The organism is Jatrophihabitans sp., from assembly GCF_035474675.1.
Lineage (GTDB): Bacteria > Actinomycetota > Actinomycetes > Mycobacteriales > Jatrophihabitantaceae > Jatrophihabitans_A.
The window spans coordinates 1-17,003 of record NZ_DATINC010000109.1 but is presented as its reverse complement, the minus strand read 5'-3'; the positions used below and the strand labels follow the sequence as shown (position 1 = coordinate 17,003).

Annotated in this window: 15 protein-coding genes; 9 read left to right on the top strand and 6 right to left on the bottom strand. The window is 71.4% G+C overall.

Annotated features, from left to right (window positions below):
* The 3 genes from sepH to VLJ82_RS13090 all read left to right on the top strand — a co-directional run.
* Positions 1-994 (top strand): septation protein SepH (gene sepH / locus VLJ82_RS13100; RefSeq protein ID WP_408663803.1); only part of this gene is annotated, 994 nt, incomplete at its 5' end.
* A 117-nt stretch (positions 995-1,111) separates the two neighbouring features.
* Positions 1,112-2,944, top strand: coding sequence for an ABC transporter ATP-binding protein (locus tag VLJ82_RS13095; protein ID WP_408663802.1), 1,833 nt, complete (start codon positions 1,112-1,114; stop codon positions 2,942-2,944).
* The gene (locus tag VLJ82_RS13090) at positions 2,941-4,845 is read left to right on the top strand and encodes an ABC transporter ATP-binding protein (RefSeq protein ID WP_408663801.1); all 1,905 of its coding nucleotides are present in this window, start codon (positions 2,941-2,943) and stop codon (positions 4,843-4,845) included. Before VLJ82_RS13095 ends, VLJ82_RS13090 begins: the two co-directional genes overlap by 4 nt.
* A gap of 141 nt (positions 4,846-4,986) precedes the next feature.
* Here VLJ82_RS13090 and lon read toward each other — a convergent pair whose 3' ends face one another.
* Positions 4,987-7,386, bottom strand: coding sequence for an endopeptidase La (lon, locus tag VLJ82_RS13085; RefSeq protein WP_408663800.1), 2,400 nt, complete (start codon positions 7,384-7,386; stop codon positions 4,987-4,989).
* Positions 7,387-7,663: 277 nt separating this feature from the next.
* Between lon and VLJ82_RS13080 the strand changes: the two genes are divergently transcribed.
* From VLJ82_RS13080 to VLJ82_RS13070, 3 genes are all read left to right on the top strand, one after another.
* The gene (locus VLJ82_RS13080) at positions 7,664-8,026 is read left to right on the top strand and encodes an SH3 domain-containing protein (RefSeq protein WP_408663799.1); all 363 of its coding nucleotides are present in this window, start codon (positions 7,664-7,666) and stop codon (positions 8,024-8,026) included.
* Positions 8,027-8,124: 98 nt separating this feature from the next.
* Positions 8,125-8,364, top strand: a complete 240-nt coding sequence (locus VLJ82_RS13075; protein ID WP_408663798.1) for a hypothetical protein — start codon at positions 8,125-8,127, stop codon at positions 8,362-8,364.
* Positions 8,365-8,670, top strand: coding sequence for a type II toxin-antitoxin system PemK/MazF family toxin (locus VLJ82_RS13070; protein ID WP_408663797.1), 306 nt, complete (start codon positions 8,365-8,367; stop codon positions 8,668-8,670).
* A gap of 63 nt (positions 8,671-8,733) precedes the next feature.
* On the opposite strand, the gene ggt is transcribed toward VLJ82_RS13070, so the two are convergent.
* Positions 8,734-10,452, bottom strand: coding sequence for a gamma-glutamyltransferase (gene ggt / locus VLJ82_RS13065; protein WP_408663796.1), 1,719 nt, complete (start codon positions 10,450-10,452; stop codon positions 8,734-8,736).
* Between the two features lie 354 nt (positions 10,453-10,806).
* Between ggt and VLJ82_RS13060 the strand changes: the two genes are divergently transcribed.
* Positions 10,807-11,223, top strand: a complete 417-nt coding sequence (locus tag VLJ82_RS13060; RefSeq protein ID WP_408663795.1) for a hypothetical protein — start codon at positions 10,807-10,809, stop codon at positions 11,221-11,223.
* Between the two features lie 27 nt (positions 11,224-11,250).
* Here VLJ82_RS13060 and VLJ82_RS13055 read toward each other — a convergent pair whose 3' ends face one another.
* The 4 genes from VLJ82_RS13055 to VLJ82_RS13040 form a co-directional block, all read right to left on the bottom strand.
* Positions 11,251-12,039, bottom strand: coding sequence for a TrmH family RNA methyltransferase (locus VLJ82_RS13055; RefSeq protein ID WP_408663794.1), 789 nt, complete (start codon positions 12,037-12,039; stop codon positions 11,251-11,253).
* Positions 12,036-13,442, bottom strand: a complete 1,407-nt coding sequence (locus tag VLJ82_RS13050; RefSeq protein WP_408663793.1) for an MFS transporter — start codon at positions 13,440-13,442, stop codon at positions 12,036-12,038. The genes VLJ82_RS13055 and VLJ82_RS13050 overlap by 4 nt, the downstream gene beginning before the upstream one ends.
* Entirely contained in the window at positions 13,439-13,864 is a 426-nt protein-coding gene (locus tag VLJ82_RS13045; protein WP_408663804.1) for a MarR family winged helix-turn-helix transcriptional regulator, read from the bottom strand. Before VLJ82_RS13045 ends, VLJ82_RS13050 begins: the two co-directional genes overlap by 4 nt.
* 98 nt (positions 13,865-13,962) lie before the next feature.
* Positions 13,963-15,441 (bottom strand): NCS2 family permease, encoded by a 1,479-nt coding sequence (locus tag VLJ82_RS13040; protein WP_408663792.1) that lies wholly within the window; start codon positions 15,439-15,441, stop codon positions 13,963-13,965.
* A gap of 106 nt (positions 15,442-15,547) precedes the next feature.
* Here VLJ82_RS13040 and VLJ82_RS13035 point away from each other — a divergent pair, with 106 nt between their 5' ends.
* Both VLJ82_RS13035 and VLJ82_RS13030 read left to right on the top strand, forming a co-directional pair.
* Positions 15,548-15,847: a DUF2530 domain-containing protein gene (locus VLJ82_RS13035; protein ID WP_408663791.1), complete on the top strand. Its 300-nt coding sequence runs from the start codon at positions 15,548-15,550 to the stop codon at positions 15,845-15,847.
* Positions 15,840-17,003: chorismate-binding protein (locus tag VLJ82_RS13030; RefSeq protein WP_408663790.1), on the top strand; the 1,164-nt coding region annotated here is incomplete at its 3' end. The genes VLJ82_RS13035 and VLJ82_RS13030, both read left to right, overlap by 8 nt.

Genomic DNA, 17,003 nt, shown 5'->3' with positions numbered 1-17,003 from the left:
CCGGGTCACCGACGAGGCGCGCCGGGCGCGGGCCCGGCGCGGCGGCGACGGCGTGCTGGTCCCGTTCGGCGAGCTGGTCGACAGCCGGCTGGCGCGGCACGGTGTCGACCCGGGCTCGGCCCGCTGGGACGCCTTCCGGCGCGAGGACGGCGGCTGGACGGTCACCTCGCGGTTCCGCTCCCACGAGCGGGACGTGCAGGCCAAGTTCTCCTTCGCGCTGGTCAACCGGACCGTCTCGGCGCTGGACGACATCGCCGCCGACCTACTGTCCGACCGGCCGGTGGCCGCGCTGCTGCCGCCCGCGCCGCCGGTGGTGGTCGAGCCGGAACCGGTCGCCGAGTCCGCCGACGCCGACTGGGCGCCGGACTGGCCCGACGGCGCGCCGCCGCGGCTGACCGCGGTGCCCAACCACAGCCGGCCCGAGCCGGTCCGCCCGCAGGAGGCCAGCCCCGCGGTCCGGCCGCCGTCGCGCCGGCAGAAGGCGCACACCCGGCCGGTGGCGATCGACAGCGACGACGAGCTGTTCGACCAGGACGCCTATGCCCAGCAGCCCTGGCACGAGCCGCCGTTGCCGTTCGAGGCGGGTGCCGGCAGCCGGGCGGGCGGGCCCCGGCACCGGGCTCCCCGCAGCGGCGACGGACGGGGCACCGAACCGGTGCGGCTGGCCCGCGCCGGCAGCCCGGTCGAGTCCCGGCCGGCGGAACCGGTGTCGCTGGCCCGGACCGACCTCGGCGCCGGGACAGACCTCGGCTCCCGGACCGGCTTCGACGGGGCAGCGGACTTCGACGACCCGTCCACCGGCTTCGACCAGCCCCCGGGCTTCTGGTCCGAACCGGCCGGGCCGGAGGAGGGCGCTGGCCCGGTGGACCACCCGACCGACCCCGCGACGGATCCCGCGGCCGCGTCGGGCCGGCGCGGCCGGCGGACCGGTGACAAGCCTCGGATGCCGTCCTGGGACGACATCCTGCTGGGCGTGCGGCACAAGTCCGACTGAGCCCGGGCGGCGCGCCTGAGGTAGCAGCGCCGCAGCCTGCTCCGCACCTGGTCAGACCGGTCGGCCGGCCGAAAAGAATTGGTCTGTTGTCGGTATGCCGTCGTAGGGTGAATCACCGTGGCAGCCGGGGCGAACGACGCATCAGCGCCCGGTACCCATACCGGGGCGCACGCCTCCGTGCGCGATCTGCTGCGGCTGTGGCCCTGGCTGCGTCCCTACCGCGGCTACCTGGTCTTCATGCTGGTGGTCGCCACCCTGGCCATGGTGGTGCAGTCGGTGCTGCCGCTCATCACCGCCGCCCTGATCGACGGACCGATCGCCCGACATCAGACATCCGGCATGTACCCGCTGATCGGCCTGGCCCTGCTGTTCGGGGTGCTGGAGGCGGTGCTGTTCGGCATCCGCCGGCGCGCCATGAACATCTCCTCGCTGGCCATCGAGACCGATCTGCGGCGGGACTTCTACCAGCACCTGCAACGCCTCCCGGTCAGCTTCCACGACCGGTGGCCGTCCGGGCAGCTGCTGTCCCGGGTGACCAGCGACCTGGGCATGCTGCGCCGGTTCGTGGGCTTCATGGCGGTCTTCCTGGTTGCCAACCTGGCCGTGATCCTGGTGGTGCTGGGGCTGCTGGTCCGGCTGCAACCCGTGCTGGGACTGGGCGTCTGCGTAGCGATGGCGCCGCTGGCGGTGGCCACCCGGGTCTACGAGCGCCGCTACAACATCGAGGCCCGGCAGGCCCAGGACCTCACCGGTGACCTGGCCACCGGCGTCGAGGAGTCGGTGCTGGGCATCCGGGTCATCAAGTCCTTCGGCCGGCGCGGCCAGCTGCTGCGCGCCTTCACCGGCGATGCCACCCGGTTGCGCGATGCCGAGCTCGCCAAGAACCGGACGCTGGCCACCCTGTGGACGATCATCGGCACCTACCCGCAGGTGGTGCTGGCCGGGGTGACCTGCTTCGGGGTGCTGGCGGTCGCGCACGGCTCGCTGAGCAAGGGCGACCTGGTTGCCTTCATCACCTTGCAGCTGCGGCTGAACTGGCCGCTGATGGCGATGGGCTGGCTGATCGCCGGCACCGAGGAGGCGGTGGCCGCGACCGCCCGGCTGTTCGAGGTGTTCGACACCGCCAGCGACATCACCGACCCGGTGGAACCGGCGCGCCTGACCACCCCGGCCGACCAGCCGGCCCGACTACAGTTCGACGACGTCTGCTTCCGGTTCCCGGGCGCGAGCAGCGACACCCTGCACGGCGTGCGGCTCGACATCGCACCGGGCGAGACGATGGCCCTGGTCGGCGCGACCGGCTCCGGCAAGACCGTGCTGACCTCGCTGGTCTCCCGGCTGCACGACGTCACCTCGGGCGCGGTCCGGATCGACGGCGTGCCGGTGGACCAGCTCCCCCTGGTCGACCTGCGCCGGACCGTCAGCACCGCCTTCGAGGAAGCCACCCTGTTCTCGGCCAGCGTTCGGGAGAACCTGAGCCTGGGCCGGCCGGAGGCCTCCGAGGCCGAGATCGCCGAGGCGATCGAGATCGCCCAGGCCGGCTTCGTCTACGAGCTGCCCTATGGCCTGGACACCCGGGTCGGCGAGCAGGGACTGTCGCTGTCGGGCGGCCAGCGGCAACGGCTGGCGCTGGCCCGTGCGGTGCTGGGCCGGCCCCGGGTGCTGGTGCTGGACGACCCGCTGTCGGCCTTGGACGTGCACACCGAGGCACAGGTGGAGAAGGCGCTGCGCCGGGTGCTCGGGGCGACCACCGCCCTGGTGGTGGCACACCGGGCCTCCACGGTGCTGCTGGCCGACCGGGTGGCGCTGCTGGCCGGCGGCCGGATCGCCGCGGTCGGCACCCACAGCGAGCTGATGGCGACCCATCCCGGCTACCGCAACCTGCTGTCCCAGGACGCGGCACCGGACGCCGACCGGGACGTCTCCTCCGATCTTGGAGCACGGGTATGAGCACCGAGGTGACCGGGCTGACCGGCGACACCGACCAGCCTGCCGCGCAGCCGCCCGCGCTGCCGGTGGTGCAGTGGCGCGGCCGCTACGACGGCAAGAGCGCCGAGGAGCAGGTCGAGGTGCCGGCGGGGCGGCCGCGGCTGCGCTCCGAAGCCCGCCAGTTGCTGCTGGAGCTGATCCGGCCCTACCGCCGCCAGGTGCTGCTGCTGCTCGCCGTGGTGATCGGCCAGGTCGTCACGACCATGGCCGCGCCGCTGCTGATCGGGCTGGCGATCGACCATGGCCTGCCCGACGCGGTGGACGGCAACTACCGGACCCTGCTGCAGCTGACCGGTGCGCTGGCCGCGGCCGCGGCCAGCGCCGGCGTGCTGCAGCTGATCTTCCTGCGCCGGACCGGTGTGGTCGGCCAGGCGGTGCTGTTCGACCTGCGCCGGCGGGTCTTCGACCACACCCAGCGGTTGAGCGTGTCCTGGCACGAGCGGTTCACCTCGGGCAAGGTGATCAGCCGGCTGACCTCCGACGTCGACACCCTGCGGGAGCTGCTGGACGCAAGCCTCGACGGCCTGTTGCTGGCGATGCTGAACATCGTGGTGATCACGGTGCTGATGCTGGTGCTCGACCCGTGGCTGGCACTGGTGGCGCTCGCCGCGATGGTCCCGCTGCTGCTGCTGTTCCGGTGGTTCTCCTCCCGCTCCACAGTGGCTTTCCGGCGCACCCGGGAGAGCGTGGCGCTGCTGATTGTGCAGTTCGTCGAGACCTTCAACGGCATCCGGGCGGTGCAGGCGTTCCGCCGGGAACCTCGCAACGACGCCATCTTCGAGGGCCTGAACAACGAGTACCGGGACGCCAACCGCAAGGTGTTCGACCTGCACGCGATCTTCATCCCGGGCGTCACCCTGATCGGCAACGTGGCGACCGTGGCGGTGCTCTTCGTGGGCGGTTACCGGGTCGCCGAAGGTGGCCTGGCGCTCGGCGTGCTGACCGCGTTCCTGCTGTACCTGCGGGAGTTCTACGGCCCGATGGAAGACGTCGCGGTGTTCTACAACTCGCTGCAGTCGGCGACCGCGGCGCTGGAGAAGATCGCCCTGGTGCTGGCCGAGGAACCGGCGGTGCCCGAGCCCGCCGACCCGGTGCCGCTGCCGCACCCGACGGCCGGCGAGATCCGCTTCGAGTCGGTGGAGTTCAGCTACGACCCGGCGGCCGAGCGTCCCCGCACGGTGCTGCACGAGCTCGACCTGTGCATCGCCAGCGGCCAGACGGTGGCCCTGGTCGGGGCGACCGGCGCCGGCAAGACCACCATCGCCAAGCTGATCAGCCGGTTCTACGACCCCACCGAGGGCCGGGTCCGGCTGGACGGGGTGCCGCTGGACCAGCTGGCCGACACCGACCTGCGCACCGCGGTGGTGATGATCACCCAGGACGGCTTCCTGTTCTCGGGGTCCGTCGCCGACAACATCGCCTTCGGCCGGCCGTCGGCCTCCCGGGCCGAGATCGAGCAGGCTGCCCGGGCGGTGGGTGCGGAGGAGTTCATCCAGCGGCTGCCGGACGGCTACGACACCGACGTCCGCAAGCGCGGGGGCCGGTTATCGGCCGGGCAGCGGCAGCTGATCGCGTTCGCCCGGGCGTTCCTGGCCGACCCGGCGGTGCTGATCCTGGACGAGGCCACCTCCAGCCTGGACATCCCGACCGAGCGGGCGGTGCAACGGGCGCTGCGCACCGTGCTGCACGGGCGGACCGCGCTGATCATCGCGCACCGGCTGTCCACCGTGGAGATCGCCGACCGGGTGCTGGTGCTCGACGCCGGCCGGGTGGTGGAGGACGGCACCCCGGCGGAGCTGATCGCCACCTCCGGCGGCCGGTACGCCGCACTGCACACCGCGTGGCGGGACTCCCTGGTCTGACCGGGTGACCCCGGGCAGCTCACCAGAGAGGCACCGCCGGGCCAACCGCGCAAGCCGCGCTCCGGTTTCGTATCCGATTCGAACGCCAGGACGATCAGCACGGATACGAAACCGGAAGCACGGCCCGGCCGTAAGAAGGCGTCAGGCGGCGGCGTGCTCGCTGACTGCCCCGCCGACCGGCTCCAGCGCCAGTTCCAGCACCTCGCGCACGTCGCTGACCGGGTGGATGGTCAGCGCCTCGCGCACCTCGGCCGGCACGTCGTCCAGGTCAGGGGAGTTGCGGCTGGGGATCAGCACGGTGCTGATGCCGGCCCGGTGGGCGGCCAGCAGCTTCTGCTTCACGCCGCCGATCGGCAGCACCCGTCCGGTCAGCGACAGCTCGCCGGTCATCGCCACGTCCGAGCGGACCAGCCGGCCGGACAGCAGCGAGGCGAGCGCCGTGGTGAGGGTGACGCCGGCGCTCGGGCCGTCCTTGGGCACCGCGCCCGCGGGAAAGTGGATGTGCACCCCGCGGTCGGCCAGCTGCGAGACCGGCAGCTGCAGCTGCGCGCCGTGCGAGCGCAGGTAGGACAGCGCGATCTGCGCCGACTCCTTCATCACCTCGCCCAGCTGGCCGGTGAGCCGCAGCTCGGTGGACCCGGTCTCGGCATCGGCCAGCGACGCCTCGACGAACAGCACGTCACCGCCGGCGCCGGTCACCGCCAGGCCGGTCGCCACTCCCGGCACCGCGGTGCGCTCGGCGGTCTCGGGAGTGTGCCGGGGCCGGCCGAGGTAGTCGCGCAGGTCGTCCGGGCCCACCGTCACGGTCCCGGCGGATTCAGCACCGGACGGAGTGTCGGCCAGCGCCGCCCGTGCGGTGATCTTGCGCAGCACCCGGGCGATCATCCGCTCCAGGTCACGCACCCCCGCCTCCCGGCTGTACTCCGCCGCCAGCCGGCCCAGCGCCTCGTCGGTGAAGCTCACCTCGGTGGGGGTGAGGCCGGCCCGCTCCAGCTGCCGGGGCAGCAGGTGGTCCCGGGCGATGGTGACCTTCTCGGCCTCGGTGTAGCCGTCCAGCCGCACCAGCTCCATCCGGTCCAGCAGCGGCCCCGGGATCGAGTCCAGCACGTTGGCGGTCGCCAGGAACAGCACGTCGGACAGGTCCAGCTCGACCTCGAGGTAGTGGTCGCGGAAGGTGTGATTCTGCGCCGGGTCCAGCACCTCGAGCAGCGCCGCGGTCGGGTCGCCGCGGTAGTCCGAGCCGACCTTGTCGATCTCGTCCAGCAGCACCACCGGGTTCATCGAGCCGGCTTCCTTGATGGCCCGGACGATCCGGCCCGGCAGCGCGCCGACGTAGGTACGCCGATGGCCGCGGATCTCGGCCTCGTCCCGCACGCCACCGAGGGCGACCCGGACGAAGTTGCGGCCCATCGCGCGGGCCACCGACTCGCCCAGTGAGGTCTTGCCGACGCCGGGCGGGCCGACCAGGGCCAGCACCGCACCGCTGCGCCGGCCGCCGATCACGCCCAGGCCGCGGTCGGCCCGCCGGCGGCGGACCGCCAGGTACTCCACGATCCGCTCCTTGACGTCGTCCAGGCCGGCGTGGTCGGCGTCCAGCACCGCCCGCGCGTCGCTGATCTGGTAGGAGTCCTCGGTGCGGGTGTTCCAGGGCAACTCCAGCACGGTGGCCAGCCAGGTCCGGATCCAGCTGACCTCCGGCGACTGGTCGGAGGTGCGCTCCAGCTTGTCCACCTCGGCCAGCGCCGCGGTGCGCACCTTCTCGGGCAGCTCGGCGGCCTCCACCCGAGCCCGGTAGTCCTGCTCCTCGGACGCGGCGGTGCCGTTCAGCTCGGCCAGCTCCTTGCGGACGGCGGCCAGCTGCTGGCGCAGCAGGAACTCCCGCTGCTGCTTGTCCATGCCCTCCTGGACGTCCTTGCGGATGGTCTCGGCGACGTCCAGCTCGGCCAGGTGCTCCCGGCTCCAGGCCAGCAGCTTGCGCAGCCGCTCGGTCACGTCCGGGGTTTCCAGCAGCCAGATCTTCTGTTCGTTGGTCAGGTAACCGGCGTAGCCGGCAAGGTCGGCCAGCGCCGCCGGGTCGGTCATCGACTGCACGGTGTCGATGAACTGGAAGGCACCGCGCTGCTGCAGGACGGTGGTCGCGATCGACTTGTAGTCCCGGGCCAGCTCGGCGAGCTCGCGCGGGTCACCGGCCGGGGTGGCGAGCTCGGTGGCCTCCACCCACAGCGCGGCACCCGGGCCGGTGGTGCCGGTGCCGATCCTGGCCCGCCGGGTGCCGCGCACCACCGCGGCGTGCTCGCCGCCGCGCAGCCGGCCGACCTGCTCGATCACCCCGACGGTGCCGAAGCCGGAGTACTTGCCGTCCAACCGGGGCACCAGCAGTACCTGAGCCTGGCCGCTCGCACCGGTGGCTGCCTGGGCAGCCTCGACCGCGGCGCGCACCTCGGAATCCGACAACGGGACCGGGACGACCATCCCGGGCAGCACCACCACGTCGTCCAGCGGAAGCATGGGCAGTACTGAAATTTCGGCAGTCTCAGCCATTCTCGTCCTCACTCTGAAGGGGCTCGAGCAAAACTTGAGCCACACCCACTCAACCTGACCCGGACGAGCTTTGTTTCCCGCAGGGCGTTCGCTGTCAGCGAGCAGCCGTCGCCGTTAGGCCGGTACGGCTGACGAGGTTCCAGGGGCCCCCGGGCGACCTCGGACCGGTCTGACCGAAACAACCCGCCGAAGTGTCTACGCCGCTAGAGTCCCGCCCACAGCGCGCTGAGCCACGGTGGCCTGCGATCACGCCAACTTTCGACGATGGGGGTCGTTCATGCGCATTCCTCGTAGGTTCCTGGCGGCGGCAGGGGTCGCCCCGCTGCTGGCTTCGGTGATGGTGGTGCTGACGCCCGGCGTGGCCGAAGCCGTTACCTGCGGCCAGAGCTGGTCGGACAACGACAAGACCGGCTCGGGCTTTCCCGACGGTCCGGGCGATGGCACCGTCACGATGCACACCGGCATGTACGGCGACTGCCCGTCGGCCGGCACCGTCAGGGGCATCCGGCTCTGGTACCACTGCTACCGGGTCAACTCCTACGGCCACACCTGGACCCACGTCCGGGTGGACGGGACGACCGCCAAGGGCTGGGTGTACGACGCCTACCTGAGCAACGGCGGCTCCATCCACCCCTGCTGATCGACTATTACGGACGCATCGTCCGGCCCTGAAGCCGCACAGCCGGTAGAGCGCAAGCCTGCATACCACCTGGTATGCAGGCTTGCTAGGCTGGCGGGGTGACCACCCAGATCGCCATTCGACTCGGCGACCGAGAACTCGCGGCGCTGGATCGCGAGGTGGCCGAAGGACGGGCCGCCAGCCGGGCCGACGCGGTCCGGCACGGCATCGCCCACCTCGAACGCGCCCAGCGTTACCGCGGCGAGGAGCAGACCCTGATCGACCTGGCGCGAACCGTCGACGTGATCTACCCCGACTTCGAGGCCCTGTACGACCTGCCGCATCCGAAGCTCGACTGAATGCGCTCGATCGCCCTGGTCCGCCTGGACAAGCCGCGACCTGCGGTGATCCTCACCCGGCCGACGGTGCTTCCCCTGATCGGCTGGGTGACCGTCGCACCGATCACCAGCACCATCCGCGGGCTGGTCAGCGAAGTGCCGGTCGGTCCCCGCAACGGCCTCGACCACGACGGCGTCGTCAGCTGCGACACCATCACCACCGTCCGGCGGGATGCTCTCGGAGCCACCCTCGGGCTGCTGTTCGACGACCAGGAACCGGCGCTGGCCAGGGCGATCAGCGACGCCTTCCAGCTCTACCTCGGATAGCCGAGCCGGAGCCGAGCGGAAGGACCGGCGGGGCGGAGCCGGCGCCGGTCCTTCCGGGCTCGGCTACGGGTGCACGACCAGTGCGGACCCGCCTCCCAGACGTACCGGCTCGGCCGCCGCGGTGAACCGGCCGCCCGGCAGGAACTGGATGCCGGTGGCATTGCCGATGTAGCTGTCGCGCGGCATCACCGGCCCGGACAGCACGTTGAACTGCTCGCCGTACTGGGCGACCAGCTGCTGCCCGACCGCGCTGTTGGCGAAGTCCGGCTCGGCGTCGGTCTTCGCGCCGTTGCGCTGGCTGGCCCGCGGCGCGGCGATCGCCTCCGGCAGGCTCATGCCGAAGTCGATCCGGTTGAGCAGGATCTGCAGCACCGTGGTGATGATGGTGGCGCCGCCCGGCGAGCCGACCGTGAAGTACGGCGCACCGTCCTTGAACACGATGGTCGGGTTCATGCTCGAGCGCGGCCGCTTGCCCGGCGCCGGCAGGTTCGGGTCATAGACACCCGGCGCCGACGGGGCGAAGTCGAAGTCGGTCATCTCGTTGTTGAGCAGGAAGCCACGGCCCGGCACGGTGATGCCGCTGCCGGCCAGCTGCTCGATGGTGTTGGTGTAGCTGACGACGTTGCCCCACTTGTCCGCGGTCACCAGGTGGTTGGTCTGGGTGCCCTCGTGCACCGGGTTCTGGGTGGCGGCCGGCGCCGAGCAGTCGGCGTACGGCGGGAACGGCTTGCCGGGTGCGGCCGGCGAGGTCAGCGCGTGGTCGGTGATCAGGCAGCTGCGGGTCGCCGCGTACGCGGGGTCGAGCAGTCCGGCCTGCGGCACCGGCTCGTAGTCGGCGTCCCCGATGTAGGCGTTGCGGTCGGCGAAGGCAAGCCGGGACGACTCCAGGTACTGGAACAGCGCCTGGGCGCGCGGCTCGGCCGACAGGTTCCAGTGGCTGAGGATGTTGAGCGCCTCACCCGTGGTGATGCCACCGCTGGACGGCGGCGCCATGCCGTAGACGTCCAGGCCGCGGTAGCTGACGTGGGTCGGGGTGCGCAGCTTGGCGGTGTAGTTGGCGATGTCGCGGGCGGTCATGATGCCCGGCCGGACGGTGAGCGGGGTGCCCGGGTACACCGGCGGGTGCTGCACGGTGCGGGCGATCTCGCGTCCCAGCTGACCGGTGTAGAGCCAGTCCGGCCCCTCGCTGGCGATCTTCTGGTACGTGCGGGCCAGGTCGGGGTTGCGGAACCGGTAGCCGACCGGCAGCGGCTGGCCGTCGGAGGTGAGGAACAGCTTGCGGCTGGGAGTGAAGGCCTGCAGGGCGGTCAGCGCCTTCTGCTCCTGCTGCTGGAAGTCCGGGGTGACGGCGAAGCCGCGCTTGGCGACCTCGATGGCCGGCTTCAGGTCGGTGCGCAGGCTCTTCTTCCCGTACAGCTCGACCGCCTTGGCCCACTGGGCGACCATGCCGGGCACGCCCACCGACAGGCCCGAGATGCGGGCGTCCTGGAACGCGTACGGCTTGCCGGTGGCCGGGTCGATGAACAGGTTCGGGGTACAGGCGGCCGGGCACATCTCACGGCCGTCGATGGTGATGACCTGCTTGGTCTTGGCCAGGTAGATCATCATGAACCCGCCGCCGCCGGGGCCGGCCACGAACGGCTCGGTCACGCCCAGAGTGCTGGCCACCGCGACCGCGGCGTCGATGGCGTTGCCACCGGACTTGAGGATCTCGATGCCGGCCTTGCTGGCGTTGAACTCGGCCGAGGCGACCGCGCCGCCGCTGCCGGTGGCGGTCGGCATCTTGTGGTAAGCCGGCCGGTCGGTGGGTTTGGCTGTCGCCGAGGAACCGGTGGCGAGCAGTGCCGAGGCAGTCAGCGCGGCGACCGCTACCGATGCCGTAAGGAGACGTGGTTTCACAAGGGACCCCCAGGGAACGGTAAGGCCTTTCTCAATCGGCCTGTTCTAGCCGTACTCGGGTGCCCGGCGGGTGTCAACAACCAGCACGTGCGTATCAACAGGAACCCAACGAGCGGTGCGTCCCACGGACGGAGCGGACGAGCCGTACCCCGAACTGTTATCCGGATGAGTCTGGACAACTTCCTTGTAGCGCGCTAAGTGTCTATTTCCGGCACATCTTCCGCAAAGGAGTCTCACATGGTGCGTAAACTGCTGGTCTCGCTCGCTGCGCTGGCCACCACCCTGGGCCTGATGGTGCCTACCGCCACCAGTGCGTCGGCCTTCGGGAACGAGTGGCTCGGCTGCGCGGTCAGCGGAGGGGTCTGGTACTACACCGCTCCGTGCAACGGTGGCCAGAACTACGGTCCGGTGTATGTCGAGTTCCAGATAATGGACATGACCGGCTCTTACACCACGAGCTGGGCGGTGCCCGCGGAATATGTGACCAGGATCAGTTCGGGATGTACCTCCGGTTCCAGCTTGTGCCAGCTGCAGTTCGGTAACAGCGCTTCGCGGGAAGTCCTGATGTCGGTCACCATCACCCAGAACGGGGTGAGCGAAACCCTCTCTACAGGTGCCTCTGTCGAGCCCATGTGCGGCAACCAGTGGTGCTGAGCGACCTGGGGCTCACCTGATCGGTAGTCAGCCGGTCAGGTGGGCCAGCGCGACCGCGCCGGCCGTGGCGACATTGAGCGAGTCCACCCCGTCGGCCATCGGGATTCGCACCCATTCGTCGGCGGCGGCCAGCGCGGCCTCGGACAGTCCCGGCCCTTCGGCACCCAGCAGCAGCGCCCAACGGTCCGGCGGTATCAACTGCGCCAAGGCGGTGGCGGCCGGTCGCGGCGTCATCGCCAGCAACCGCACGCCGGCCGCGCGCAGCAGGTCCAGCGAGGCAGGCCACGGCTCGGGCAGCACGGCGAAACCGACTCCGAAGACGTGGCCCATCGAGACCCGGACGCTGCGCCGGTACAGCGGGTCGGCGCAGCGTGGGTCCAGCAGCACCGCGTCGACGCCGAAGGCCGCGCCGTTGCGGAACACCGCTCCGAGGTTCTCGTAGTCGTTGATCGACTCCAGCACCACGAACCGATTGCCGGTGGCGATCAGCGACTCGACGGCCACCGGCGCCGGGCGGTCGGCCGAGGCCAGCACCCCGCGGGTCACCCGGAAGCCGACCACCTCCGACAGCGTCCACTTGTCCACTTCGTAGACCGGCACGTCCCGGCCGGCCAGGGCCGGTGCCAGCGCCGCCAGCTTGGCCGGCACGCCCAGCACGGCCCGGATGGAGTAACGGGAGCGGGCCAGCCGCTCCACCGGGTTGACCCCCTCGGCGATGACCACCGGGCGCGCGGACTCCCGGTCGGCCTGCATCAGGTCCCGGAAGTCGGCCAGCCGCGGATCGCCGGGATCCGATACCGGGATGGGGACGCTCACCTGGGAAACGGGTGTGGCGACCGCAACCGGTCCATCACCTGGGTCGATCCGACCTGGCGACGCCGGGACAGGTAGCCGGCCACCAGCAGGGTCATCACCAGGCAGATCATCCCGCCGCCGAGCATTGCCCAGCGTGGGCCCAGCAGTTCGGCGACCCAGCCGACGATCGGCGCGCCGATCGGGGTTCCGCCCATGAAGCAGAGGATGTAGAGCCCCATCACCCGGCCTCGCATGCTGGGGTCGACTCCCAGCTGCACCGTCGCGTTGGCCGACTGGGCCATGGTGATCATGGTGAAGCCGGCCGGGATCAGGGCCAGCGCCGTCAGCGCGTAGCTCGGCATCAGCCCGGCCAGCATTTCGGTGACGCTGAACGCCAGCGCCGCGCCGACCAGGAACAACCGGGTGGGCCGGCTGCGCCGGGTGGTGGCGCCCAGCGCGCCCAGCGTCGCCCCGATCGCCAGCATGGTCGACAGCAGGCCGTAGGAGTCGGCGCCGCGATGGAAGACCTGCTTGGCGACCAGCGCGATGCTGATCTGGAAGTTCATCCCGAAGGTGCCGATCACGAACATCAGCAGCATCGGCAGCACCAGGTCCGACCGGGTGCGCACGTAGCGGACCGCCGCCCGGTACTGCCCGGGTTCGCGCCGGACCGGCTTGCTCACCAGCAGGTCGGCCGGGCGCATCAGCGACAGGCCCGCGAGCACCGCCAGCGACGACACGGCGTTGCCCAGGAACGCCCAGCTGGTGCCGAAGGCGGTGATCACCAGGCCGGCGATGGCGGGGCCGGCGATCCTGGCCAGGTTGAAGCTGGTGGAGTTCAGCGCCACCGCGTTCGGCAAGTCATCCGGCCCCACCATCTCCACCACGAAGGCCTGCCGGATGGGGGCGTCCAGTGCCGAGAACACGCCGACGATCGCCGCCAGCACCAGGACATGCCACAGCGCGACCACCCCGGTGAGGTCGAGCACGCCCAGCACCAGGGCGGCCAGCCCCAGCCCCGACTGGGTCCCGAGCATCAGCTTGCGCTTGTCGCCGCGGTCGGCCAGCGCACCGCCGTAGAGCGAGAGCAGCAGGGACGGCGCGAACTGCAGCGCCGTGACGATGCCCAGCACGGTGCCGGAGTTGGTCAGCTGCAACACCAGCCAGTCCTGGGCGATCCACTGTGCCCAGGTGCCGGTCAGCGAGATGAGCTGGCCGAAGAAGTACAGCCGGTAGTTGCGCACCGCCAGCGAGCGGAACGGGCCCCGCCGGGTGCGTGCCGGCCCACCGTCCCGGCTGGCCGCGCCGGCCGTGTCGGCCGTGGCCACCGACGGGCCTACCGGTGGCAGGCCGACCTCGGCAGCGGGTTCGTCGACGGTGGCCGGATCGTCGGCAGCGGCACGGGACGGGCGTAACGCCGTCACTCCGATCCCAGCCTGTCCAGCACCTCGACCGCCGCACTGAGCTTGCGCAGGTCCTCGGCCGAGAACTCGACCAGCCGCTTGGCCAGCCACTCGTCCCGAGCCCGGGTCTCCTCGGCCAGCAACTCCCGCCCGGCCGGGGTAATCGCGATGACCGACTGCCGGCGGTCGTCGGGGTGGGAGGAGCGCTCGATCCAGCCGGACTGCTCCAGCGCAGCCAGGATCTTGGTCATCGACGGCGGCTGGACCTGCTCGATCGCCGCGATCTCGCCGGCGCTGAGCGGGCCGGACTTGTACACGGTGGCCAGCGCCGACAGCTGGGACAGCGTGGCCGAGGTGTTCACCCGCTGGGAACGCAGCCGGCGGGCGGCCCGCAGCAGCGACAGCCGCAGTGTCGAGGCCAGCTCGGCGTGGTTCGGCGGCATGTCACTCACATTTATTAGCTTAGCTAAGAAATGGAAGGGGCTGCCACCGCCGAACTGCTCGTCAGACCCGAATGGTCCGGGCGCGGCAGCCCCGTCCGTCAGCTGATGCCGAAGGCCGACTTCAACGGCTCGATCGCGAAGTAGATCGCGAAGAACGCCGCCACCGCCCACATCAGCGGATGCACCACCCGTGCCTTGCCGACCGCGGCCTGCAGCACCACGTAGCTGACGAAGCCGGCGCCCACCCCGTTGGTGATCGAGTAGGTGAACGGCATCAGCACGATGGTGAGGAACGCCGGCACCGCCAGCTCCAGGGCGTAGAAGTCGATGTTGCGCACCTGGCGCATCATCAGCACGCCCACCACCACCAGCGCCGGGGCGGCCGCCTCGGACGGCACGAACTGCGCCAGCGGCGAGAGGAAGATCGTCACCAGGAACAGCAGCCCGGTGACCACCGAGGCGAGCCCGGTGCGGGCGCCGTCCCCGATGCCGGAGGCCGACTCGACGTAGGTGGTGGCCGAGGACGCCCCGGTGGCGCCACCGGCAACCGCGGCCAGGCCGTCGATCAGCAGCACCTGCTGGAGATTGGGGAGCTGGCCGTCGGAGTCGAGCAGGTCGGCCTCCTGCGCCAGCCCGATGGTGGTGCCCATCACGTCGAAGAAGTCGCTGAGCACCAGCGAGAACACGATCACGATGCCCGACACGATGCCCACCGCGGAGAACCCGCCGCCGAGCGAGAAGTGCCCGATCAGCGAGAGGTCCGGCGCGCCGAAGTCCTTGCCCTCGAAGCTCGGCACGTTCAGCGCCCAGCCGCGGGGGTTGACCACCTCGCCCTTGGCGTTGGTCTGCGAGCCGATGTTGCCGATCGCCTCGATTATCACCGCGAGCACCGTGGAGACCACGATGCCGATCAGGATCGCGCCGCGCACCTTGCGGGCCATCAGCACCGCGATCAGCAGCACGCCCACCACGAACACCAGCGTCGGCCAGCCGTTGAGGTGCCCGCCGATGCCGATGTCGACCGGGGTACCGGCCCCACGCCGGACGAAGCCGGCGTCCACCAGCCCGATCAGCGCGATGAACAGGCCAATGCCGACGGCGATGGCGCTCTTGAGCTGGCCGGGGATGGCCCGGAACACCGCCACCCGGAACCCGGTCAACACCAGCACGGTGATGAGCAGGCCCTCGATCACCACCATGCCCATCGCGGCCGGCCAGGACATCTTGGTGGCCACCTGGAAGGCGACGAAGGCGTTGAGGCCGAGACCGGTGGCCAGCGCGAACGGATAGCGGCCGATCACCCCCATCGCAATGGTCAGCACGCAGGCCACCAGTGCCGTCACCGCGGCCACCGCGGCCAGGTCCGGCGCCTGGCCGCCGCCCAGGAACTTGCCGTCGGCGTCGGGGACGGTGCCGATGATCAGCGGGTTCAGCACCACGATGTAGACCATCGTCACGAAGGTCACCAGACCGCCGCGGACCTCCCGGGGCACTGTCGAGCCCCGCTCGGTGATGGCGAAGTAGCGGTCCAGGCCGGAGCGTGGACGGGTACTGCCCTCTGCGATGTCGGTTGCCATGCTGCTCCTGGGATTTCCTGATTGTCGGGGCTCGGTTGACGGCAGTGTGGCAGGGACCTCCGACGAAACGGTGGCGGGGCTGCGGCGTGGCGTAGCCTGCCCACTTGTGAGCAGGACTGGCAAGCCCCGATCACCGCTCGCCGGGCCGCCGGCCGCCGATCCCGGGCCGGACCAGGCGGCGCCGCCGGCCGCCGGCATCCAGCCGCTGGCGGTGGACGCCCGCCGGGTACTGCTGGCCGGCACCGCCCTGTTCGGCCTGGCCTTCGTCGTCCTGCTGCCGTTCTGGACCTGGCTGGGCGAGCACCAGCACCGGGTCTGGCTGTGGACGGCGCTGGCCGGCACGGTGCTCGGCCTGCTGGCGCTGCCGCTGGTCCGCAAGCACACCGGTGAAGGCCGGCTTGGCTGAGCTGCTCGCCCGCCGGCTGCGGCTGCGGATGGCACCCGCCGAGCTGCTACGAGCGCTGGCCGGCAGCACCGAGCTGGACACCGGTGTGCTGGTGTGCCTGGCCGGCCGCTGGGCCGGCGGGTCCGCGCTGATCGGCTGGCACCCGGTGCGGCAGGTCACCGACGTGCGGCTGATCGGTGAGCCGGCCGCCCCCTCCGGCGACCCGGCCGGCGACGCGATGGGCGGCGGCTGGTTCGGCTGGTGGGGGTACTCCGGGCTGTCCTGGTTCGGCTACTTCGACCGGCTGCTGCGCCGCGACCCGGATGGGCACTGGTGGCTGGAATCGACCGCCGGCGACGGCCCGGACCAGCTGGCCGAGCTGGCCGGCACCGTCGAGCGGCTCGGCAGCCTGCCGCCGCCGCCCGCCCAGCCGCCGCGGATCAGCGGGCTGGCCGGCACCGTCCGGCACCGGCACCTGGCCGCCGTGGAACGGGCGATCACCGCGATCCGGGCCGGGCAGCTGTACCAGGTCAACGTGTGCGCCCGGTTCTCCGCGCGGCTGGCCGGCCCACCGGTCGAGCTGTTCGCCGCCGGCCTGCGGAAGTGGGCGCCGGACTACGCCGCCTTCCTGCGCACCCCGGAGCGGACCGTGGTCAGCTTCTCGCCGGAGCTGTTCCTGCACCGCGACGGCGAGCAGGTACGTACCGCCCCGATCAAGGGCACCCGGCGCCGGCTGGGCGGCACCGGAAATACCGGCGACCAGGCGGGCGCGGACCGGCTGGCGGACTCGTTGGCTGCCAGCGACCTGGCGAGCTCGGTCAAGGACCGCGCCGAGAACGTGATGATCGTGGACCTGGTGCGCAACGACCTGGGTGCGGTCGCGGTGACCGGCTCGGTCGAGGTGCCGGCGCTGAACGCCGTCGAGCAGCACCCCGGCCTGGTGCACCTGGTGTCGACCGTGCAGGCCCGGCTCCGGCCCGACGCCGGCTGGCCGGCGCTGCTCGCGGCGACCTTCCCGCCCGGTTCGGTGACGGGAGCGCCCAAGTCCAGCGCGCTGACCGCGATCGCCGACCTCGAGCACACGCCGCGCGGCCCCTACTGCGGGGCGGTGGGCTGGGTGGACGCGGACCGGCGGCGTGCCACCCTGGCGGTGGGCATCCGAACCTTCTGGTCGGAG